Here is a 20,959-nt window from a genome sequence, read left to right on the forward strand (position 1 = left end):
AATTTATAACAACAAAAAGAGGAGATTAGGATAGATGACCATGATTGTGTCAGCAGCCCTAGGCGTCTGTCCTACTCCTTCTCAATTTCTTTGATTTCGCTGGTTTTGTCTATCTACAAGGCGCTCTTGAACTAAGAAGACAACCTCATCATTGGTTGGCAAGTCCGAGTGCTGGGCATCCGCACCTGTGACTGTGGTTTCAGTATAGTGCGCCGCTTGTCCTTGATAAATATATTTCCCTGCACTCACGCTCGTATCTGGTACCAATTCGTCTGAATCATAAGTAATGGTTCCTGCAACAGAATACATAGCTAAAGTGGTCGGAATATTTTCACGATTTTTAATGAAATCAGCTAACATCTCAGTTTTATTGTTGATATTGGTTTCAGTAAAGTTATAAGGCGTCCCGATTGTCATCAACTTCTTCAATTCCACATCATAGCTGCCGAGGTAATTTTCAATAAAAGCTGTGTAAATTAAACCACCGTTTGAGTGACCCAAGCCCTTAAAATTATTGAAATTGTATTTTCCTTGGAGATTTTCAAAGGCAGTGTCAACCATTTTGGCTTGTTTTTTGATGTTACTATAGCCATCTTTATTATTTTCAAAACCAATCACAATAATTGGCTCATTATCATTCGCTGCGATAGATCCGCTATATGTAATTCGTCCGTCATTCCAGACCTTAACTTTGAGCAAGCTATGCTTCACGCCGCGACGTCTTTGATTGAGCTTTTGAACCAAGCCATCAAAGCGGTTTTCCGTAGCAGAACTACCTGGTATCATAATGATTGGCGACATCCGAGCATTATAAAATTTAGCAATTTGATCAATGTTTTTTCTCGTCCAACTATAAGAGGGAACTGCTAGTCCTATCAAAAAAATTAGAACAGTCAGCAGCACTATTTTTATCTTTTTAGTCATGTTCGCCTCCTTTCTGATCCATTTGTCTGAGTTCCTCATGAATCCGGTCATTAAATCTCACAAAGGGGATATAAATAAGAACATCGATAATAAAAATGAAAATTCCTACTGCTAATGCTCGCAAACTTCCGCCTGTCCCAATAAAAGCATAGAGTACACTTGGCGCTCCGCTAGGAACTGGATAAACAGCCGGAGGCATTATTCTAAAATATAGAAAAATACTAGCTACAAAGACATTCAGCATTGGTACGAGGATAAAAGGGATTAAAAATAGAAAATTGAAAAATATAGGAATCCCAACCATAAAGGCTACACCATGGTTGAAAAGTGAAGGAAAAATACTTTTCAAACTCACATCTCGGTCTTTGTCACTTCGAGATTTCCAGAGAATAGCTACGAGAAGAGCTAAAACTCCGCCCAGACCTGAAAACGTTCCATAAGCATCATACAGATTGGTCGTTGAAAAGAGATAAGGTACCCCTGTTGTAGTATGATGTTTCAAAGCATAATTGAGATTATCCAAGGCAGAGGAGTCATTGACAAACGGCAGGTCATTAAATGAATTACTATTTCCAATCCAAGCACTAAAAGTCCGTAAGGCAGTATTCATTTCAATGACAAAGATATTGTTTCTATTGACAATTAAGCCTGACAAAAAATTTGCAATTGTTGAAAAAACATTGTGTCGATTGCCCAGATTAATGAGAAAACTAACCAAGACAGCCAGAGCAAACGAGCAAAAGATAGGGCGCAACGTTTTAGGGTAATAAATAAAATGCTCATCTACAATGTGGTCATCATTCGGACTTGAAAATCGAAAAATTTGTCCCACCACATAACCAATCAATATCGCAACAATTAGATTGATATTGACAGGAAGATTGATTTTCGTCAAAGCGCCGTCATTTAAAACCACCGAAAATAATTCGCGCGAATTAACTAATAAGCTAAAAATAAAGGCTGTAATCCCAGCTGTCCCCGTACTACGACCATAATAACCAGCTGTGTATTTTGCACTAAAATAAGTCGCTAATGGTCCTGCCAATCCCCCTATCAGATAGGTGAAATTTGTCGTAACTAAGCTAATAGTTGAAAAATGAGGAAACCAAGAGCGAACGCTGAATAGGTTGTTAATATAACCATTTACTGAAAAAACCGACTCTGACAAAACCATTGTTGTCGTTGTTAGCAAGAAAAAAGGAAAGAGCGATACCAATGTTTCTTGTGTAATTTTAATGAAACTCATTTGCCGAAAGGCAATCATTTTTTTTATTAAGTATTGATCTATACGACTTTTTCTGGTTAATTTATTGAACATCATAGCTTGATTGTAGCATAGTTGAGATGACAATTCAATTAGCTTCTTTAAAATTAAATGCTACATGTTTGAATATTTATTATTCAATGTTTTTTAATCAGACCTAAAAAGGCTCAGATAAAAATCTAAACCTTTGAATTCTTTTACCCTAATTTTCTTGTAATGTATTTTTGTGACTGTGCAGACAAAACGCTAATAATCGTTCCCACAGCACCGGCACCTGTGAATAATAATAGCAAACCAAGATTTGTCCAATAAGAAATATGTACTTCATTGCCATTTAAGATATAATTTGTCAGATAAGTAAAAGCGGTAAAAACATCTGCTCTTTCTGCTTTTGCAAGCTGAATTGCATAGTCAAATTGGTGCGCAACCAACATCATGATAAGCATAAAAACAACACTAATCGCGATACCAACTTTAGACAACTTTTTACCTAACAATTCGTACCCTTTTACTGTACAAACTCCCATGACAATTCCTGAGACAACAGCTACATAACCAAGTTGAGCAATCACCAAGGTAACAATTCCCCCTATCAAGCTCCCTAGAAAGGCTCCTACCGTTCCTGCTAAGATACTTTCCTTTTGGTGGTTATAAACTTGGTTTTCAATTGACAAGTTTGAGCTTAATTCTTGAAATGCTTCTGGTGAAAGCAGTAAAAGATTTCCTCCGACTTGATAAAGATCTACTTGCCCTGCTTTTCCGGTCTGCTCGCAAACATTCGTCAGATTTCTTTCTTTCAAGAACGCGATAATATCTTGTAATCCCTGACGAATATGTTCACGTGTTTTTCCTTTAGTCATACCAGTTTTAATATAAAAAGTTGCTTTATATAAATTAACCTGATAAGTTTTCAAAGCCTTAGAAGATTTCGTCAATTCTTTAAATTCTTCCAAAGACGGTAATGCTTCACCATTTTTTACCGAACAACAAATACAGTATTGATTTTTTTGATTCGTTTGTTCAATATAGAAAGTATAACCATCTTTTTGACCAAAAATAACAGATGAAGTCTCATCAAATTGCAACCCTAACTCATCCGCAAGTGCCTGCAAATCAAGTTTATTCATAGCCGAACTCCTTTATATATTCTTTATTTATTATAGCATACATTTGAATAAATAGACAAGAGGGAATTTTTTGTAAGAATATTAAAAGAGGTTAGGACAAAAATTCCCAACCTAAAAGCATACTATGTAATAAATCAACGATGCAGCGACTGATTGCTCAAAGTACTGCCTTGAGGTGGCAGATAGAGCTTTCCAAGCGGTTCACTTTTTCAAGCTTGGAATGACACTTTTAGCGAAAACTTCGTTTTCCTTATCTGCCACCTCAATAGGTGCTCAGACTATTGAGCAACCTTGTGAGGGTAAGATTACGAACTAAATTTTTATTTCATTTAGTTCTGTTCCACCCTCTTCACTCTTCTCATTTTTCTACTCGAACGCCTCGGCAATCAACCTGAAGCTCAAAAACTTGTCCTTTAAATTGTTGCTCTTCTATTTTCTCTTTTATCATTTTCGACTGGTCTTTTGGTGCTAGAACCATCACAGTAGGTCCTGCTCCTGATAGATAAGTCGCATACGCACCGTTTTTCTTTGCCAGCATCTTGATTTTTGGAAATTCCTTAATCAAACCTTGGCGAAAATGCTCATGAAAACGGTCGGACTCAATAGCACGCCCCGCTGTTACCATATCGCCCTTCATTAAAGCGGCAATAGCCACATTCGCGACGGAACTTGCAGTGACAGCTTCACGATAAGATAAACCTTTTGGAAGAACGCCACGGCTGTCTTTAGTACGCAATTCATAATTTGGAACATAGGCAATAAAGCTTACTTCTGGAAATTCCGTCACTACAGTTGAAACTTTCTCGTTTAAATAACTAGAAATCGTCAAATTACCATAAATAGCAGGTGCTACATTATCTGGATGTCCTTCAATTTTCGTCGCAAGATTCAATTTTTCAGCATTTGACAACTGCAAATTTGCCAATTGATTTGCAAGTTCAATTCCTGCAACAATAACGGAACTAGAAGAACCCAGACCACGCGCTAAAGGAATATCACTTGTCATTTTTAAATGATGAGGTTGAATAGCTGGAGCAATTCTGCGCGCCACTTTAATCAATAAATTGCGTTCATTTGAAGGAATACGCCGCTCCAAATCATGCTCAATCAGCCAACGGTCGCTTTCTCCCAAAACTTCAATGGTTAGATATTTACTGACAGCTACACCAACCGAGTCAAATCCCGGACCAATATTCGCGCTCGTTGCAGGTACAATAATTTTCATTTTATTCTCCTAATACTTTGAAGGTGTTCAATAATTTAAAATCAGAAGTTGCCTGCAATTTTCGAGTGACATTTTCTAGCTGCGTTTTGTTGACAGCATGGGTAATAATCACAACACGTGCAGTATTTCCGTCTGTTCCTTGTTGCAGAATTTGCTTAAAGGAGACATTTTCAGCATTAAAAATTTCTGCTAAGCGTAAAACTTGTCCTTTCGCATCAGGTGCTAATATCGAAAAGTAATACGGGCTCTTACGATCTTCTGGTTTAGCCAGAACTAATTCACGCTGAAACTCATTAAAGGCTTTTCCAACAGTTCCTTCGTTAATCCGTCGAACAATCCGAATAATATCTGCGACAACACTTGTTGCAGTGGGTTTTTGTCCCGCACCTGGACCGTAATACATCGACTCACCAATACCGATAGAGTCTACAAAGATTGCATTCATCACGCCATTCACACTAGCAAGAGGATGAGTTTTTGGTAAAAAGGTCGGTGTGACTTCTGCAGCGAGACCTGATTCCGTTTCTTCAATGGAACCAACTAATTTGACAACATAGCCTAATTGCTGCGCAACTGCTACATCTTCTGGTGTAATATTGCGAATGCCTTGGTGGGCGACATCTTCAAATTTAACCGTCATTCCAAAGGCAAATTGACTTAAAATAACCATTTTATATGCAGCATCAATTCCGTCCACATCATTGGTTGGGTCACTTTCTGCAAATCCAAGTCGTTGTGCTTCAGCAAGTGCCGCCTCATAAGACCAGCCCTCTTCTACCATTTTGGTCATCATGAAGTTGGATGTCCCGTTGACCACACCGAGAATACGTGTAATTTTATCAGAAGCTAGGGAATTAACAAGCGTGCGTAAAATCGGAATTCCTCCCGCTACTGCCGCTTCATAGTAAAGAGCCACCTTATGTTTTGCAGCAATCTCAAGCAACTCAGCGCCATGAACTGCCAGCAAGTCTTTATTTGCAGTGACAACATGCTTACCTGACTCTAGCGCTTGAGTGATGAAAGTTTTTGCTGGTTCAATACGCCCCATCAACTCAACAACAATCGTTACTTCTTTATCATTTACAATTTCATCAATCGTCGTGACAAAATTAAAATGATTTCCTGCAGCTAACAAGCGTTCTTTTTCAGCATCATCTTTTACCAATACTTTCGCAATTTCAATTTCTGAATGAGCTGCTTGCACAATCTTTTCACTATTTTCTTTCAATAAAAATGGAACACCACTAGCAACTGTCCCAAAACCAAGTAAAGCAATTTTAATAGACATGACTACTCCTTGAGATTTTATGCTTTTTATTATAGCAAATAAACTTGTTTTTTTCTAGTAAGCAGACTTCAGGATTTTTATAAAAATAATAGAAATCTATTTTAAAAAAATTGTGAACGGTTAGTCAGAAATATGGTAAAATATACATAGTGATTTAAAAGTAAAAGGAGTTCCACATAATGGGAAAACATTCTGGTAATCGTTCTGTACGAAATCGTATTCGTAAGAGGAGACAACGGCGTGCTATTATAAGCTTCATCTTATTGGTTGTTCTAGTGATTGCAGGAACATTTATGTGGAAACGCTCTGGAACAAATCTGGCTAATAACCATACAAGAACTGCCACTTCACAAGTGAGCAAATCTTCTACTTCTCAAGCAACTACTAAAGAAACATCTGGATCTAGTGAAAAAGTAAGCAAAGTGAAATGGATAAAGCAAGATCAGCCTGTTAAATTCCCTATTTTGATGTACCATGCGATTCACAATATGGATCCTTCTGAAGCAGCAAATGCTGGTTTGATTGTCTCGCCTGAAACGTTTGAAAGTCATTTGAAAGCTCTAAAAGACGCTGGCTATTATACTCTCACGCCAAAGGAAGCCTATAAAGTTTTGACTGAAAATGTCCTTCCGAAAAATAAAAAAGTCGTTTGGTTGACCTTTGATGATAGTTTGAGAGATTTTTACACCAATGCTTTCCCACTTCTTCAAAAATACCAAATGCGGGCAACCAATAATGTCATTACTGGTTTTGTCGAAAATGGACGCGAGGATATGCTGACGCTTGAGCAAATCAAGGAAATGAAGCAAAAGGGAATGTCTTTTGAAGATCATACCGTTAATCATCCAGATTTATCCCTTGCAAATGCTGAAACACAAACGACAGAATTGCAAGTTTCTAAGCAATATCTAGATAGCAACCTCTCCCAAAATACAACGACGGTTGCTTATCCTTCTGGACGTTATAGTGAAACAACGACACAGATTGCTGAAAGCCTCGGCTATAAAATGGGGTTAACAACCAACAATGGACTAGCTTCTCTTAATGACGGACTTCTAACCCTCAACCGTGTCCGTGTCAATCCAACCACAACTGCCCAAGACTTATTAAATGAAATTGCGACAAATTAAAGAATAGGACTTAGCTCAAAAATGAGCAAGTCCTATTCTTTTTTCTTTTGTGCTAATTTTTCACGTTCCAAGCGAAGCTTTCGGTTCGGATTGAGTTTGTTAAAAAGTTTTTCAAGCTTTTTTTCATTCCAAACGTCAGCTGCAGAAACGAAATTGCCATTTTCATCGCGAAAGGATATTGGTTTATCACCCATGATATCACTCCTTTTTAGTCTACAAATTCAAATTCAAACTTGCCGATGCGAACTAAGTCACCATCCTTAGCACCACGCGCCCGCAATGCTTCGTCTACCCCCATACCACGTAGTTGCCGTGCAAATTTCATGACAGCTTCCTCACGGTCAAAGTTTGTCATGGTAAAGAGTTTTTCCAACTTATCACCAGATAAAACCCAGGCAGCGTCATCATCGCGTGAAATTTCAAAGGCTGGAGCATCTTCATCAAAGCCATAATAGGCTTCCTCTTCCATTTCAGACTCATCATAAAGCAGAAATTCAGGTGTTTTATCAAGCAATTCTGCAGTTGCATCCAAAAGCGTTGACAAGCCTTGTTTCGTCAAACTTGAAATTGGAAAAATCTGTGGCAGTTCATCAAATTCATCATAATTTGCTACTAATTTTTCTTTAAAGACTTTTAGATTCTCTGCACTTTTAGGCATGTCCATTTTATTAGCAACAATAATCTGTGGACGTTCCATTAAGCGAAGATTGTAGGATTCCAATTCCTTATTGATAGCAAGATAATCTTCGTAAGGATCACGTCCTTCGCTAGCTGACATATCAATGACATGCAAGATGACACGAGTTCGCTCAATATGGCGAAGAAATTGTGTTCCAAGTCCTACACCTTGGCTGGCTCCTTCAATCAAGCCAGGCAGGTCTGCCACAGCAAAGGATTCACCGGACTGCGTCCGAACCATTCCAAGATTAGGTACAATAGTTGTGAAATGATAAGCGCCAATTTTCGGCTTAGCAGAAGTAATCACACTCAAAAGAGTTGATTTCCCAACAGACGGAAATCCGACTAAACCGACATCTGCTAAAATTTTCAATTCCAACTGGAGTTCACGTTCTTGACCTGGTTCACCATTTTCAGAAATTTCTGGTGCTGGATTTTTAGGCGTCGCAAAGCGAATATTGCCACGACCGCCACGACCGCCGTGAGCTACGACGAACTTTTGCCCATTTTCAATCAAATCTGTTAGGACTTTTCCAGTTTCAGCATCACGAACCGTTGTCCCTTGCGGTACGTGAACAATCAAATCTTCTGCTCCACGACCGTGCATTCCCTTGGTCATTCCCTTTTCACCAGACTGAGCCTTAAAATGACGATTGTAACGAAAATCCATCAAAGTGCGAAGCCCTTCATCTACGACAAAAACAACATTGCCGCCACGACCACCGTCACCGCCCCAAGGTCCACCATTTGGGACATACTTTTCACGGCGGAAAGCTACCATGCCATCACCGCCATTGCCAGCCTTGACTTTTATCTTAGCTGTATCCAAAAACATACTCATATTTTTCTCTTCTCTCGTTTTTCACTCTAAAAAAACGCTCTTTCAAGCGTTTGAGGATTAGAAATTGCTCAAAGCACCAAGTGCACTTGCAAAGATTGCTCCAACCGTTACCAATAACATGATAACAACTACAATCAAAGTCAATTTTTCAAATCCTGTTTTTTTCCGTTGTCCATTATCACCAAAAGCCACGATATTACCTCTATGTATTTAATTTACTCTTTTAATTGTAACATGAAGAAGATAGTTTTTCAAATGATAGCTGAAATAAAAAGATTACAACTGAAAATCCCCACAAAGTAAAAATCCAACAGGATTCCCGCTGGATTTCAATGTCAATCAGCGTAACCGTTTGGATGTGTCGAATGCCATTTCCAAGCTGTCTCGATAATCATCTCAATATTGTCAAATTTCGGTTGCCAACCCAAGACCTGACGTGCCTTGTCAGACGATGCAACAAGTGTATCCGGATCCCCTGGACGACGACCTGCGATTTCAAGTGGAATGGGGTGTCCCGTCACCTTTCGTGCTGCTTCAACGATTGCCAGATTAGAAAACCCATTCGACGAGCCTAGATTAAAAGCTGAAGACTCATTGCCCTTTCGGAGGTAATCAACTGCCAAACTATGAGCATCTGCTAAATCGAACGGATGTACATAATCTCGAACATTTGTACCGTCTGGTGTATTGTAATCATCTCCGAAAATAGCAATCTTTTCTCGTTTTCCTTGAGCAACTTGAAGAACAATTGGTAAAAGATGTGTTTCCGGTCCGTGGTCCTCACCAATAGAACCGTCTGGTTTGGCACCAGCTACATTAAAGTAAAGCAAAGCCACAAACTTGATACCATAAGCCTGATCTGCCCACTTCATAATCGTTTCCATCATCAGTTTGCTTTCACCATAAGGATTGATTGGTTTTTGCGGTGTCGTTTCCAAAATAGGGATTTCTTCAGGGATACCATATGTTGCAGCAGTTGATGAAAAGACAATTTTCTTAACACCAACTTCATTCATGACTTCCAGAAGCGCAATCATACCAGCCGTATTGTTATCAAAATATTTAAGCGGATCTGTCATAGACTCTGCTACCAGCGAGAAAGCTGCAAAATGAATCACTGCATCAATATCAGGATGTTTTGAAAAGACACTTCTCATGAAATCCTTATCTGCCAAATCCCCTTTATAAAAAACAGCAGCTGGGTGAACCGCAGCTCGGTGCCCTGTGACCAAACTATCTACAACGACGACTTCTTCCTGTCCTGCTTCAACCAATCGATCAACCATGTGGGAGCCGATATAACCAGCTCCTCCTAATACTAAAATTGCCATAACCATTCCTTCCTATTTTTTATATTATATCATAAAAAGGGCGCTATTTCTTAAGACCAACTGATTCAACGAAACGCATAAAGGCGATTTGACCTTCTTTTGTGTACTTGTAAACACCTGCATCTTCCAAGACACGTTTGAAAATCTGACCAACCGAAGCACGCACGATTGTCTGGACTGATTCTGCTGTTATATCTGAATGGCTAGTTTTTAACTGCTCAGCCCACGCTTGATGATAAGGAGCCACTTCTTTTCTTTGTCCCAAAAGAAATTCTTCAACTTCTTTTATCTCATTTTTCAAACGAGGTGGGAGAATTGCCAAGCCCATGACCTCAATCAAGCCGATATTTTCTTTCTTGATGTGTTGAACATCTTTATGCGGATGATAAATACCATCTGGATATTCTTTTGACGTTTGATTGTCCCGAAGAACCAAATCTAACTCAAACTTACCATTTTTTTGACGTGCTATTGGAGTAACCGTATGATGTAGTTCACCATTTGACTCAGCTAAAATCTGAACAGTCGGATCGGAGTAACTGCGCCATTTCTGTAAAATCTTATCCGCCAAATCTATCAATACGGATTTATCAGTTGATTGCAACCTTAAAACCGACATGGGCCAGTTGACAATACCAGCTTCTACATTTTCAAAACCTGCAAAGGTGAAAGTGTTGTCCAGCTCTGCCTTTTCCATAGGAAAAGTATGTCGTCCACCTTGATAATGGTCATGAGTGAGAATGGAGCCTCCTACGATAGGAAGGTCAGCATTGGAGCCCGCAAAATAACCCGGAAAAGTCTCTACAATATCCAAAAGACGCGCAAATGTACCACGGCTGATAGCCATAGGAGTATGTTTGCTATCTAAAAAGATACAATGCTCATTAAAATAAGCATAGGGAGAATACTGAAAGCCCCATTCTCGTCCGGCTAAATCAAAGCGGATAATTCGATGATTCGCTCGCGCTGGATGATCTAGTCGCCCTTGATACCCTTCATTTTCAAAACAAAGCTGGCAAGCTGGATAGTGGCTCGTCTTGGCTTTCTTAGCTGCTGCAATTTCCTTGGGATCTTTTTCTGGTTTAGAAAGGTTGATCGTAATCTCCAAATCACCATATTCAGTCGGTGTTTGATAGGCAATATTCTTAGCAATGGCTTTCAATTTAATATAATCATTACGTTTGCTAAGCTCATAAAAATCAGCAATAGCTCGTTCAGGATCTTGTTCATAAGTTTGCCAAAATTGCTGATTGAGTTGACTAGGTGCTGGCGTGACTAAATTCATCAACTCTGCCCCAAGAATATCCTGTTCTGCAAGAGTTGAGCCGATTTTTCCAACTGCTAAAGCAACTTCTAGTAAATCATCTTTGAGATCAATTAAGCTGGTTACTGCTGTCTCTTGCTTTGCAGCTTCTTCTCCAACCAGACTCATGACGCAATTTGTCAAATAAATTCGGTCAATTTCTGTAAAAGAGCTATTTGCTATGACCTCTGTTACAAAGGCATTCAGTAAATTTCGTGCCATTGATTTTCCTTTCTTTTATAGAAAGGGCTGAAATCCTCGTCAGCCCTTATTACTATTATGTAAAACGCTCGCTTAATCCAACACACGGCTGCCACCAGCGATTTCAGCAATATAGAAGCTCGGTGCATAACCTACGACTTCTTCATATTTTTGACCAACATTTTTTTGAAAAGCTTCCACCGCGTCTTTGCGAACCAAAGCAATGGCACAACCGCCAAATCCTGCTCCTGTCATACGAGCACCCAGCACTCCTTCTTGTTCCCATGCACTATGAACCAATGTATCCAATTCTAATCCTGTGACTTCATAATCATGTTCAAGTGAGACATGAGATGCATTCATTAAGCGACCGAATTTTTCCAGATTGCCAGCTTGCAAAGCAGCTTGAGCTTGAAGTGTCCGTTGATTTTCCAATACAGCGTGACGAGCACGTTTGAGTCGATTTTCATCTTGAATTAAGTAGCTGTATTCATCAAAATCCCACTCATTTAATTCACCCAAGGTTGCAATAGAGAGTTTTTGCTTTAATTCCTCTACTGCCTTTTCACACTCTGCACGGCGTTCATTGTATTTGGAGTCTGCTAGTTCACGACGCTTGTTTGTATTCATGATGACAACCACATTGTCTTTGAGATCAAGCGGTACCAAGTCGTATTCGAGCGTGTTCGTGTCTAAGTAAATTGCCCGTTGATCCGCTCCCATACCAATGGCAAACTGATCCATGATACCAGAATTAACACCGATAAATTCATTCTCTGTTTGTTTACCAATTTTTACTAAATCTAAACGCTCTAATTTTAAATCAAATAGTCTCTCTGCAATTATTCCTGTTAGTAGCTCTAAAGAAGCCGATGAAGAGAGACCTGAACCATTTGGGATATTTCCAAAAACATAGACATCCATCCCTTTATCAATGACATGTCCTGCTTTTTGCAAGAAATGAAGCACCCCTTTTGGATAATTCGTCCAATTATGCTCTTTTTCAAAACGAAGATCTTCTAGCGGCACCTCAATAATCCCTTTGTCTTCAAAATTTGCTGAGTAAAAACGAAGTAAATTATCGTCACGCTTGCGCGCCGCTCCGTAAGTTCCGAGCGAAATAGCCGCAGGAAAAACGTGACCACCATTGTAGTCTGTATGCTCACCAATCAGGTTAATGCGTCCCGGTGAAAAGAATGTATGATCTGCTTCTGTTCCAAAAACTGTTGCAAAATCTGAACGTAATTGTTGAATAGAAAGAGTCGTTGACATAAAAAGTCTCCTTTTTATTTGGTATTGTAACCGTTTTATTATCTTTATTATAAAACATCATTAGTAAAACTTCAAGTATTTTAGTAAAATTTTACCAAAATTTTATCAATCAAGTTGTAAAAAATAATACTCGTCAATCTTTCATACTAAACTTTAGAAAATTTACTAAATATTTTTGTATTTTACTAATTTTTAAGATATAATAGACATATTCTTTAAAGAAATTAGGAAACAATCATGGCAACGATTAAAGATATTGCAAAAAGTGCTGGTGTCTCTCCGGCAACTGTATCACGCGTTTTAAATCATGACCAATCCATGTCTGTGAGTGATGAGACACGCCAAAAGATATTTGATATTGCAGAGAAATTAGAATATAAAAAAACAAAAAGAGGAAGCAAGCGAAATTCCCAAAACCGCAGAATTGCGATTGTAGAATGGTACACAGAAGAGGAGGAACTAGACGACCTCTACTACTATGCCATTCGTCTTGGGGTAGAGAAAAAGGCCCAAGAATTGGGCTATGATATTATGCGTTTTTTCAATAATGAAGAATTAGAACAGCTCGTTCAAGTTGACGGTATCGTTGCGATTGGAAAATTCAGCCCTCAAAAGATAAGGGAGCTGGAACTCCACACAGAGCAGCTTGTTTTTATTGATAGCAATACGCTTTCCTATGGTCATAGCTGCGTCACGACAGACTTTGAAAATTCTGTTACAGCTGTTCTGAGCCACTTTTTAGAAAATGGACACCGACAAATTGGACTGCTAGTGGGGCAAGAACAGACTTCTGACAAAACCACTATCCTATCTGATCCACGCTTGGTAACCTTTAAAAATTTTCTAACTGAAAAACAACTTTATCAGGAAAAATACGTCAAAATAGGAAACTTTTCATCTGAATCAGGTTATTCCATGATGAAAGAATTGATTGAAAATTTAGGTGAACAACTTCCAACTGCATTTTTCATGGCAAGTGATGCCTTAGCTGTTGGCGCCCTTCGAGCGCTTCAAGAAGCGGACATCTCTGTACCAGTTCGTGTTAGTTTGATTGCTTTTAATGATACATCTATCGCCAAGTACGTCTATCCACCACTCAGCACGGTTACTGTCTTTACAGAAGAAATGGGGCGACAAGGCTTGCAACTGCTGCACGAGGAATTTCAACATCCTGGCTCGACCATTCCACGTATGGTAACACTTGCCACCAAACTGACCCTTAGAAAGAGCAGCTTATAGAAATGAAAACATACGAAATTTTATTCGACATTTTAAGTCGAGAATCTGACTATATCAGCGGTGAAAAATTAGCACAGGAGTTAGGAATTTCACGCACTTCTATCTGGAAAGCTATTCAACATTTGGAAAAAGAAGGCGTTCACATTGAATCCGTTAAAAATAAAGGCTATAAGCTCCTTTCAGGTGATTTATTGATTGCTGAGAAAATAGAAGAAGCTGCTCCCATCCACGTTTCCTTCAATCCAAACTGCCAATCCACTCAGTTAGATGCCAAAGCTGGTATTGAAGCTGGTAAGCCTGCCAATACGCTCTATCTTGCTTCCTATCAATCAGCTGGTCGTGGACGCTTTGGCAGAAATTATTTTGCTCCAGATCAAGGCGGGATTTATATGTCCCTTCATCTGAAACCCAATCTCCCTTTTCAACAAATTCCCGCCTATACTATCCTGACTGCTGGAGCCATTTATAAGGCTATTAAAGACCTCACTTTAATGGAAATGGACATTAAATGGGTCAATGACATTTACTACAAGGGCAAGAAAATAGCCGGCATTTTAACCGAAGCTATTACTTCTGTCGAAACCGGCTTAGTCACTGATGTGATTATTGGAGTGGGTATCAATTTCGCAATCTCTAATTTTCCGAAAGAGTTAAAAAATAAAGCTGCCTCTCTCTTCCACGAAAAGCAACCTATCACACGCAATGAACTCATTGCTGAAATTTGGAAAGATTTTTATGAATGTGATCCGGACGAGCTGATCTATCTTTACAAACAACACTCCCTTGTCTTAGGTCGGACGGTCACTTTTTGCCAAAATGACAAAGACTACAAAGGAATTGCCAAGGAAATATCAGATAGCGGTCAGCTATTGGTTCAATTAGATACTGGACAAGAAATGTGGCTAAATAGCGGTGAAGTTTCTTTAACAAGTTGGTAAATAAAAGAAGGAGATAAATTGAATAAACATCAACTTGTCTCCTTCTTTTTTCGGCACAAAATCAATGACCTTTGTGCTTTTCTTTGCGTTTTTGCTGTTTTAATTGGAATTTTCTATTTTGCATATATTCTTTTTGAGCTTTCAATCTGGAACGTTTAGCTTGTTTATCTAACTCTTGTTGCAGTTTTAGTGCATCTTGTGATTTCGTTGAGCGTTTTTCACGCTTCATTTCTTTTTTTGCTAATCGCTGCAAGCGTTTGGGATTTGCACAATGTCTTTTTTTCTTTAGTGCAACAGCCGGGCTAAATTGTAGTTGTGAAAACTTCTGATTAACAAATTCCAAAACCTCGTTCATTTGGGGCTCAACTCCAAATGTCACCCGACAAACGGACAAACCTTGAGCATTTTCTTGCTCAAATAGGCCATAATAAAAGCCATTTTCAAAGTATATGGTCAATTCTAATGAAACATGTTCCATACAGCATCCTCCTTAAATACATTACAAAGAAGGGACAACCAAGGAGGAGGGTTACTGATAGTCGTGACCTACTTCAATTGTCATTAGAAAAACAAATCTAGCCTGTCACGAATATGTTCGGACTACCAACCGAAACTGTGTTTTTATCTTTGCACTTTTATTTTACAGCAAGCAGAATATTTTTTCAAATTGAAAAGAAAAGGTTGAGGATTTTCGCCCCAACCTTTCTTGTTATTTTTTACGTTTGATATGTTTGTCAATTTCGTCCACTATTTTACCCATGACATAGCTCACCTGTAAATTGCGAATCACTAGAAGCGCCCAGAAAACGGCAAATAAATAGTGTCCTGACATCATTGCTTCGTTAAAAAAATACGTTTCAATTGCTGTGAAAAAAGCTGTTGTAAGAAATTGTTGTCTTGTCATGATTCTATTATAGCACGAAACAGCAGAAAAATCTAAATTCAGTCCTCTTGAACGGTAATTTTTTCCGCTAAGAAATCAAATCCTTCTGGAATGACCGTATTCTCTTTTTCTTCAGCTTGTGGTGCATTTTCTCCACGCGCTTTAGCCGAAAATTCAGCCCGAATCTCTGTCCAATCTGTCATAGAAACCGCCAAGATGTCTGGTGAAAATCCAGCAGCATTGCTTAATAAATTCCCAAACATGGTGTTGAGATTTTCCCGTTTCATGGTCTGTTCTGCATTAAAGCTTGACTCAAATGCAAGAATAGCGTGGTTTTCGTTAGCCGCGACGGGTTGTGAGCCGACTAAAAGTGCCTTGTCTGCGCCGGCTAAGCTTTCAATAATTTCTCCCCAAGCATTCTGCAACTTGGTTAAATTACTGCGAGCTAGACTAGGATTTTCAACTGCTTCTTGCAGAATGGCATTCACTTTATGGCGGTCTACTCGATACCCCTTGCTTGTTTTGGCTGGGTGTGTTGTCTGTACTGGCTTACTAGGTGCAGAACTTGACTGCAAACTTGCCAATTGATTCTTAAGCTGGTTGATTTCTTCTTTGAGCGTTTCTATCTCGCCTGCTATATTGGAGGGTAATTCTGCTTTATCTTGCCCTTCTGCCAGTCGAATGGTCATCATTTCTGTATAAATCTTGGGTTGCAAGCTGTTCTTGATTTCCGCAAGGCTCTTCGTTGCAATCTCAATCAACTCAAACAACTTTTCTTGTGGTGTATTAAGATTCTCCAAAAAGATTTCGCTCGTATGCGTATTTTCTCCACCCATTTTAACGATGAGCAAATCTCTGAAATATTGCAGCAGGTCTGTGACAAAGCGAGCCATATTTTTGCCGCTGTCGAATATGACATCAAGATTTCTTAATGCCACTGACGTATCATGTGCTAATACAGCTGCTACATAAGCGTCTAGCGCCCCTAGACTGATAGAACCCGTGATTTCTTCAGAAATAGCCGTTGTCAGCTGATTGTCTTGGGTTAGGCTGAGAGCTTGATCTAAGATAGATAGAGCGTCTCGCATACCGCCTTCTGCTCGTCTTGCGATAATCTGCACCGCTTCATTTTCAAAGTCAATATCTTCTTGCTGCAAAATCCACTCAATGTGCTCTACAATATCTTTGGTTTTAATCGACTTGAACTCAAAGCGTTGAACGCGCGAGAGAATGGTTGCTGGTATTTTATGCAGCTCTGTCGTTGCTAAAATAAAGACAACATTCTCTGTCGGCTCTTCCAAAGTCTTAAGAAGCGCATTAAAAGCGCCTGTTGAGAGCATGTGAACCTCATCAATAATATAAACCTTGTGCTTCGCTAGACTGGGAGCATAAGTAGATTTGTCACGAATATCTCGGATTTCATCCACACCATTATTAGAAGCCGCGTCAATCTCAATGACATCTTCTAGGCTTCCTTCGGTAATGGCTTGGCAAATATAACAGTCATTGCAAGGCTCTCCATCCTTTTGGTTGGGGCAATTCATTGCCTTAGCAAAAATCTTGGCTACGCTGGTCTTTCCTGTCCCTCTGGGACCTGAAAAGAGATAGGCATGACTGATCTTATCTTGTTCAACTGCCTGCCGCAAGGTTGTCGCCACAACCTCCTGCCCGACTAGCTGACCAAAGGTTTGGCTTCTATATTTTCGATATAAAGCTTGATACATTAGGCTCTGTCTCCAAACATTTCAAAATTCCAACTTGTTTTCTCTAGCAAGAGAGCCACAAAATTTTCCAGATATTCTCGGTCAATCTCATCATAATCTGCTACCAGATGAGAATCCAAATCCAGCACTCCTACTAAGCGGTCGTTTTTGACCATTGGTACTACAATCTCGCTGCGAGCTCTGCTATCACAGGAAATGTAATTGCCATGTTGGGTCACATCTTCTACAATCATCGTCTGCCGTTTGGCTGCTGCTTCACCGCAGACCCCTTTTCCTAAAGCAATGTGCACGCAGGAAACGCCCCCTTGAAAAGGACCTAACACCAACTCGTTTCCGTCATAAAGATAAAAGCCAGTAAAGACAGAATGAGGCAAGGCTTGGTTTAGCAGAGCAGAGCTGTTAGAGAGATTCGCCAACGCATTGCTTTCGCCCTCAAGTAATGCTTCAAGCTGCGCTAAAAGTAATTGATAATTTGAAATTTTTTCTGATTGATTCATACTTTCTATTATATCAAAAAAACAGCCTCGTGACTGTTTTTTCGCAAGTGGGCAAGTCATTCCTCAAAAATGGTAGATTTGTCAGTTTATAAAGGGGCGTCCGAGGGTCGGGCGAAGTGAATTAGTTTTAATTGAGACAATCCGACCCTCGGATGGAGTGAATCTCTTTTGGTTGAAGTAATCTGACCCTCAGACGGAGCAAATCTCTTTTTGTTGAAGTAATCCGACCCTCGGACAGGATAAATTAGTTTTGGTTTGTTCTATCCGCTCGACGGACAGAATGAATTCCTTTTGGTTTGTCTTGTCCGCTCGGCGGACGGTGTGAATCTCTTTTAGTTTATCTTATCCGCCCGGCGGACGAAGTGAAATCATTTTGGTTTGTTTTATCCGCCCGGCGGACGGTGTGAATCTCTTTTAATTTATCTTGTCCGTCAGGCGGACAAGATAAAATCTCCCTCTATAAACATAGAATAACAAAAGAGCTGGAAAATAAATTTCCAACTCTTGAGGGGTGCGTTGTTAAGAAACCAATTCTCCTGTGAGTACATTGATAGACTTGACAGTTCCTATCGAATCAGTATAGCTGACCGTCTTGTTTGCAGGATGATAGGTAAACTTTTCTAAGCTCAAACCATATTTAAAAGCAATTTTAATCATTTTTGCTCGGAAATCTTGCAGAGACAATCCATAGCTTGCTGCGCGTGCCTTTTCAGCTTCTTCTTCAGCATTAACTGTTGGTTTTTCAGTCCCTTCTGAATTTTCCTTTTCATCATCTACCTCTTTACTTGCAGAGTCGTCTTTCTTATCCTCTGGCTCTTCATTTGGTGCATAATTCTTGCCATCATCTAATTGGTTTTGCTTGCCATGGTCGCTGTCATTACCAAAACCATCATCAGAGTGAGGACGATCGTTTGGATTTTGCACATAATATTTCACCGTAGCAAGGAAATCTTCCATGCTATAACCCTCTGGCGCGTTGTAAAGACCTTCGTCAAACCAAGAGAGAGAAATATTGTGATAGTGATCATGGTGCGGAATAATCAATTGCCCATTCTTGTAATCCACAACATAAGCTGTATGATATGGCATTGCCTCAACCGGCACTTTTTTAGCTGGTGTCACGCGTTCATAGATTGATTGCGCACTTTCTTTTTGAGGTTGCTTTGGATCAGTTTTAGGCTTGTCTTCTTTCTTTTCATTCGGCGCTTTGGTTTTCAGATATTCTTCTGTCGCCTTACGCTCAGATTCTGACAAATCTTTCTTAGGAATATAATGGCTGTGTGTCATGTGTGGAGCAGTATAGCCATCTCCTTCATCTTTAATCACATCATGTGGATCAAAGATATAACCGTCCGATGTTGCATAACGACCTGCAGCTTTAGCTAATGCTACTTCATCAGCCGTATAAGCAATTTGCGAATTTGCTTTGCCTGCACGATCATGGTGCACTTCGGCGGAGAGTTTCAAGACTTGGTCTAGCAAAGCCAATTTATCCGCATTCTTGTCTGCCACTTTTTGGAGCAAATCATTCACTTGAGCCAGTTTATCGCTTGCATTTCCTTTTGTTTCCAATGCTTTTCGGATAGACATCAACACAACTTTCGCTTTCTTTGCAAATTCTGTGTTTTGACTAGCAGAATCATTATCTGAACCAGTTGCCTTCACCATTTCGGCTAACAAGGCTTTTGCTTTCGCAAGCAGGCTCTCTTTCTCCTCTATACCTAATAACAGATTTGAGTTGAGACCATTTATTTGTTCTTCAAAGTTTGCTTTTTGATGTGCATCTGAAACCTTCTCTAACAAAGCTTCTGCTTTAGCAAGGAAAGTTTTGATTTGCTCATCACTAACTTCTGTTTCAGCAGGTTCTTCTTTCTTCTCGTTTTTATCAGAAGTTTTGCCAGTATCTTGCTGATTTTTATCTGGTGTTGCTTGATAATCTTGTTGCGCTTGATCCGACTGCTTAGCTTCAGAATAATCCTCACCCGGTGTAATCATCTGCGCAATCTTTCGTTCCAGATTAGACATTTCATTGTAATAAATAAAATGATAATGATTGCCGTGCGGAACAGCCACTCCATTAGAAGTCCGCTTTGTAATCTGTGCTGGGTCAAATACCAGACCGTCTGATTCTACATGCCGTTGACTCAAAGAAGTCGCATACAATTGCCGCAGCAATTTAATGATTTCAGCTTTATTTCCGCGATTCGGTTCAGTTTGTTTTGGAGCTGGTTGAGAAGGCTGAGTTTGCTGATTTCCTGTATGATTAGACGTTCCCGGATTAGCAGGGCGATAGTCCAACGATGGATGATTCATTCCTCCGTTTGACTGAGGAATTTGACCTGAATTGGACGGATATTGTGGACGACTTTTGCCTGTTTTATTGTCCCAATAGTTTTGAGCAGCTGCTAACTCGCTAGGAGACAAATCGCTCTTTGGAATGTAGTGGAAATGATTGCCATGCGGAACGATAAAAGCATCACCTGTATCCTCAATGACATCAGTTGGATTGAAGACATAGCCATCGTCTGTCGTATAACGACCTTGCGCACGAGCCTCTTTGACAGCTGTTGTTACAGTACTACTTTTCGATCCTTTATGCCCTTTGCCGCTATATTCTGCCCTTTGACGAGCGATTTCTTCTTTTGTCCGAACATTGCTTGTATGATTCGGATCTTTCAGATAAAGATAATACTTGCCATTCACCTTGATAATGTAGCCGTCTTTTACTTCGTTGACAATATCAGACTGCTGCAAAGTGTAGTTTGGATCGCGCATGATCAGTTCTTCACTGATAATCGCATCGTAAGGAACTTTCCCATTGTAATAATGATAATGATCTCCATGGGAAGTCACATAACCTTGATCCGTAATCTTCACAACAATTTGTTCTGCGTTGATTCCTTCTTTCGCACTCACTTCATCAGGAGTCAAATTCTCAGCCTTTTTGGCTTTCGCTTTCGACTTGCTATCAACATAAGCTACACGATTGTCTGCTTTGCTAGAAACACTTTGATAACGTCCTAGCTCATACGCACAAATGCTCAATGCAAGAACTGCAATAGATCCAACAATATATTTTTTCTTCATTTTTCTC

General features: G+C 39.6%; 19 protein-coding genes. 3 read left to right on the top strand and 16 right to left on the bottom strand.

Going from position 1 to position 20,959, the window contains the following annotated elements:
* Positions 1 to 81 precede the first annotated feature (81 nt).
* The 5 genes from EHW89_RS04940 to EHW89_RS04960 all read right to left on the bottom strand — a co-directional run bounded on the left by EHW89_RS04940 (position 82) and on the right by EHW89_RS04960 (position 5,828).
* A complete protein-coding gene (locus EHW89_RS04940) occupies positions 82 to 924 on the bottom strand; it encodes an alpha/beta hydrolase (protein WP_126467028.1) in 843 nt (280 codons plus the stop codon).
* Positions 917 to 2,245 carry a PTS sugar transporter subunit IIC gene (locus tag EHW89_RS04945; RefSeq protein WP_126468067.1) on the bottom strand — a complete coding sequence of 443 codons (1,329 nt, stop codon included), beginning with the start codon at positions 2,243 to 2,245 and terminating at the stop codon, positions 917 to 919. The genes EHW89_RS04940 and EHW89_RS04945 overlap by 8 nt, the downstream gene beginning before the upstream one ends.
* Before the next feature lie 140 nt (positions 2,246 to 2,385).
* Positions 2,386 to 3,315, bottom strand: coding sequence for a hypothetical protein (locus tag EHW89_RS04950; RefSeq protein WP_126467030.1), 930 nt, complete (start codon positions 3,313 to 3,315; stop codon positions 2,386 to 2,388).
* Positions 3,316 to 3,673: 358 nt separating this feature from the next.
* Complete coding sequence (thrB, locus tag EHW89_RS04955) at positions 3,674 to 4,540, bottom strand: homoserine kinase (protein WP_126467032.1); 867 nt, start codon at positions 4,538 to 4,540, stop codon at positions 3,674 to 3,676.
* Between the two features lies 1 nt (position 4,541).
* Positions 4,542 to 5,828: a homoserine dehydrogenase gene (locus EHW89_RS04960; RefSeq protein ID WP_126467034.1), complete on the bottom strand. Its 1,287-nt coding sequence runs from the start codon at positions 5,826 to 5,828 to the stop codon at positions 4,542 to 4,544.
* Between the two features lie 179 nt (positions 5,829 to 6,007).
* On the opposite strand from EHW89_RS04960, the gene EHW89_RS04965 reads away from it, so the two are divergent.
* Positions 6,008 to 6,958, top strand: a complete 951-nt coding sequence (locus EHW89_RS04965; RefSeq protein WP_126467036.1) for a polysaccharide deacetylase family protein — start codon at positions 6,008 to 6,010, stop codon at positions 6,956 to 6,958.
* 32 nt (positions 6,959 to 6,990) lie between these two features.
* Here the strand turns inward: EHW89_RS04965 and EHW89_RS09410 are convergent, their stop codons facing one another.
* The 6 genes from EHW89_RS09410 to EHW89_RS04995 form a co-directional block, all read right to left on the bottom strand.
* The gene (locus EHW89_RS09410) at positions 6,991 to 7,152 is read right to left on the bottom strand and encodes a hypothetical protein (RefSeq protein ID WP_003024275.1); all 162 of its coding nucleotides are present in this window, start codon (positions 7,150 to 7,152) and stop codon (positions 6,991 to 6,993) included.
* 14 nt (positions 7,153 to 7,166) lie between these two features.
* A complete protein-coding gene (obgE, locus tag EHW89_RS04975; RefSeq protein WP_049508471.1) occupies positions 7,167 to 8,477 on the bottom strand; it encodes a GTPase ObgE in 1,311 nt (436 codons plus the stop codon).
* A 57-nt stretch (positions 8,478 to 8,534) separates the two neighbouring features.
* On the bottom strand, positions 8,535 to 8,669 hold the full coding sequence (locus EHW89_RS04980) for a DUF4044 domain-containing protein (RefSeq protein ID WP_003024272.1): 135 nt from the start codon (positions 8,667 to 8,669) through the stop codon (positions 8,535 to 8,537).
* Positions 8,670 to 8,812: 143 nt separating this feature from the next.
* Complete coding sequence (galE, locus tag EHW89_RS04985; protein WP_126467038.1) at positions 8,813 to 9,808, bottom strand: UDP-glucose 4-epimerase GalE; 996 nt, start codon at positions 9,806 to 9,808, stop codon at positions 8,813 to 8,815.
* Positions 9,809 to 9,851: 43 nt separating this feature from the next.
* Positions 9,852 to 11,333 (bottom strand): UDP-glucose--hexose-1-phosphate uridylyltransferase, encoded by a 1,482-nt coding sequence (gene galT / locus EHW89_RS04990; protein WP_126467040.1) that lies wholly within the window; start codon positions 11,331 to 11,333, stop codon positions 9,852 to 9,854.
* A gap of 72 nt (positions 11,334 to 11,405) precedes the next feature.
* Positions 11,406 to 12,584: a galactokinase gene (locus EHW89_RS04995; protein ID WP_126467042.1), complete on the bottom strand. Its 1,179-nt coding sequence runs from the start codon at positions 12,582 to 12,584 to the stop codon at positions 11,406 to 11,408.
* A gap of 237 nt (positions 12,585 to 12,821) precedes the next feature.
* Here EHW89_RS04995 and EHW89_RS05000 point away from each other — a divergent pair, with 237 nt between their 5' ends.
* Positions 12,822 to 13,823 (top strand): LacI family DNA-binding transcriptional regulator, encoded by a 1,002-nt coding sequence (locus tag EHW89_RS05000; protein WP_126467044.1) that lies wholly within the window; start codon positions 12,822 to 12,824, stop codon positions 13,821 to 13,823.
* 2 nt (positions 13,824 to 13,825) lie between these two features.
* Positions 13,826 to 14,761 (top strand): bifunctional biotin--[acetyl-CoA-carboxylase] ligase/biotin operon repressor BirA, encoded by a 936-nt coding sequence (gene birA / locus EHW89_RS05005; RefSeq protein WP_126467046.1) that lies wholly within the window; start codon positions 13,826 to 13,828, stop codon positions 14,759 to 14,761.
* Positions 14,762 to 14,822: 61 nt separating this feature from the next.
* Here birA and EHW89_RS05010 read toward each other — a convergent pair whose 3' ends face one another.
* From EHW89_RS05010 to EHW89_RS05030, 5 genes are all read right to left on the bottom strand, one after another.
* Positions 14,823 to 15,239, bottom strand: a complete 417-nt coding sequence (locus EHW89_RS05010; protein WP_003036787.1) for a YjdF family protein — start codon at positions 15,237 to 15,239, stop codon at positions 14,823 to 14,825.
* A gap of 231 nt (positions 15,240 to 15,470) precedes the next feature.
* Complete coding sequence (locus tag EHW89_RS05015; RefSeq protein WP_003024260.1) at positions 15,471 to 15,665, bottom strand: DUF3272 family protein; 195 nt, start codon at positions 15,663 to 15,665, stop codon at positions 15,471 to 15,473.
* Between the two features lie 38 nt (positions 15,666 to 15,703).
* Positions 15,704 to 17,368 (bottom strand): DNA polymerase III subunit gamma/tau, encoded by a 1,665-nt coding sequence (dnaX, locus tag EHW89_RS05020; RefSeq protein WP_126467048.1) that lies wholly within the window; start codon positions 17,366 to 17,368, stop codon positions 15,704 to 15,706.
* Complete coding sequence (locus tag EHW89_RS05025; protein WP_126467050.1) at positions 17,368 to 17,865, bottom strand: GAF domain-containing protein; 498 nt, start codon at positions 17,863 to 17,865, stop codon at positions 17,368 to 17,370. Before EHW89_RS05025 ends, dnaX begins: the two co-directional genes overlap by 1 nt.
* A 519-nt stretch (positions 17,866 to 18,384) precedes the next feature.
* On the bottom strand, positions 18,385 to 20,952 hold the full coding sequence (locus EHW89_RS05030; protein WP_126467052.1) for a pneumococcal-type histidine triad protein: 2,568 nt from the start codon (positions 20,950 to 20,952) through the stop codon (positions 18,385 to 18,387).
* Positions 20,953 to 20,959: the final 7 nt, after the last annotated feature.

The organism is Streptococcus periodonticum, assembly GCF_003963555.1.
Taxonomy (GTDB): Bacteria; Bacillota; Bacilli; order Lactobacillales; family Streptococcaceae; genus Streptococcus; species Streptococcus anginosus.

Coding starts and splice junctions, on each gene's coding strand:
- EHW89_RS04960 (WP_126467034.1), bottom strand. CDS start 5,828: ATGTCTATTAAAATTGCTTTACTTGGTTTTGGGACAGTTGCTAGTGGT.
- EHW89_RS04965 (WP_126467036.1), top strand. CDS start 6,008: ATGGGAAAACATTCTGGTAATCGTTCTGTACGAAATCGTATTCGTAAG.
- EHW89_RS05015 (WP_003024260.1), bottom strand. CDS start 15,665: ATGACAAGACAACAATTTCTTACAACAGCTTTTTTCACAGCAATTGAA.
- EHW89_RS05010 (WP_003036787.1), bottom strand. CDS start 15,239: ATGGAACATGTTTCATTAGAATTGACCATATACTTTGAAAATGGCTTT.
- EHW89_RS09410 (WP_003024275.1), bottom strand. CDS start 7,152: ATGGGTGATAAACCAATATCCTTTCGCGATGAAAATGGCAATTTCGTT.
- EHW89_RS04940 (WP_126467028.1), bottom strand. CDS start 924: ATGACTAAAAAGATAAAAATAGTGCTGCTGACTGTTCTAATTTTTTTG.
- EHW89_RS04945 (WP_126468067.1), bottom strand. CDS start 2,245: ATGATGTTCAATAAATTAACCAGAAAAAGTCGTATAGATCAATACTTA.
- thrB (WP_126467032.1), bottom strand. CDS start 4,540: ATGAAAATTATTGTACCTGCAACGAGCGCGAATATTGGTCCGGGATTT.
- EHW89_RS04995 (WP_126467042.1), bottom strand. CDS start 12,584: ATGTCAACGACTCTTTCTATTCAACAATTACGTTCAGATTTTGCAACA.
- birA (WP_126467046.1), top strand. CDS start 13,826: ATGAAAACATACGAAATTTTATTCGACATTTTAAGTCGAGAATCTGAC.
- EHW89_RS05000 (WP_126467044.1), top strand. CDS start 12,822: ATGGCAACGATTAAAGATATTGCAAAAAGTGCTGGTGTCTCTCCGGCA.
- dnaX (WP_126467048.1), bottom strand. CDS start 17,368: ATGTATCAAGCTTTATATCGAAAATATAGAAGCCAAACCTTTGGTCAG.
- EHW89_RS05025 (WP_126467050.1), bottom strand. CDS start 17,865: ATGAATCAATCAGAAAAAATTTCAAATTATCAATTACTTTTAGCGCAG.
- EHW89_RS04950 (WP_126467030.1), bottom strand. CDS start 3,315: ATGAATAAACTTGATTTGCAGGCACTTGCGGATGAGTTAGGGTTGCAA.
- obgE (WP_049508471.1), bottom strand. CDS start 8,477: ATGAGTATGTTTTTGGATACAGCTAAGATAAAAGTCAAGGCTGGCAAT.
- galE (WP_126467038.1), bottom strand. CDS start 9,808: ATGGCAATTTTAGTATTAGGAGGAGCTGGTTATATCGGCTCCCACATG.
- galT (WP_126467040.1), bottom strand. CDS start 11,333: ATGGCACGAAATTTACTGAATGCCTTTGTAACAGAGGTCATAGCAAAT.
- EHW89_RS05030 (WP_126467052.1), bottom strand. CDS start 20,952: ATGAAGAAAAAATATATTGTTGGATCTATTGCAGTTCTTGCATTGAGC.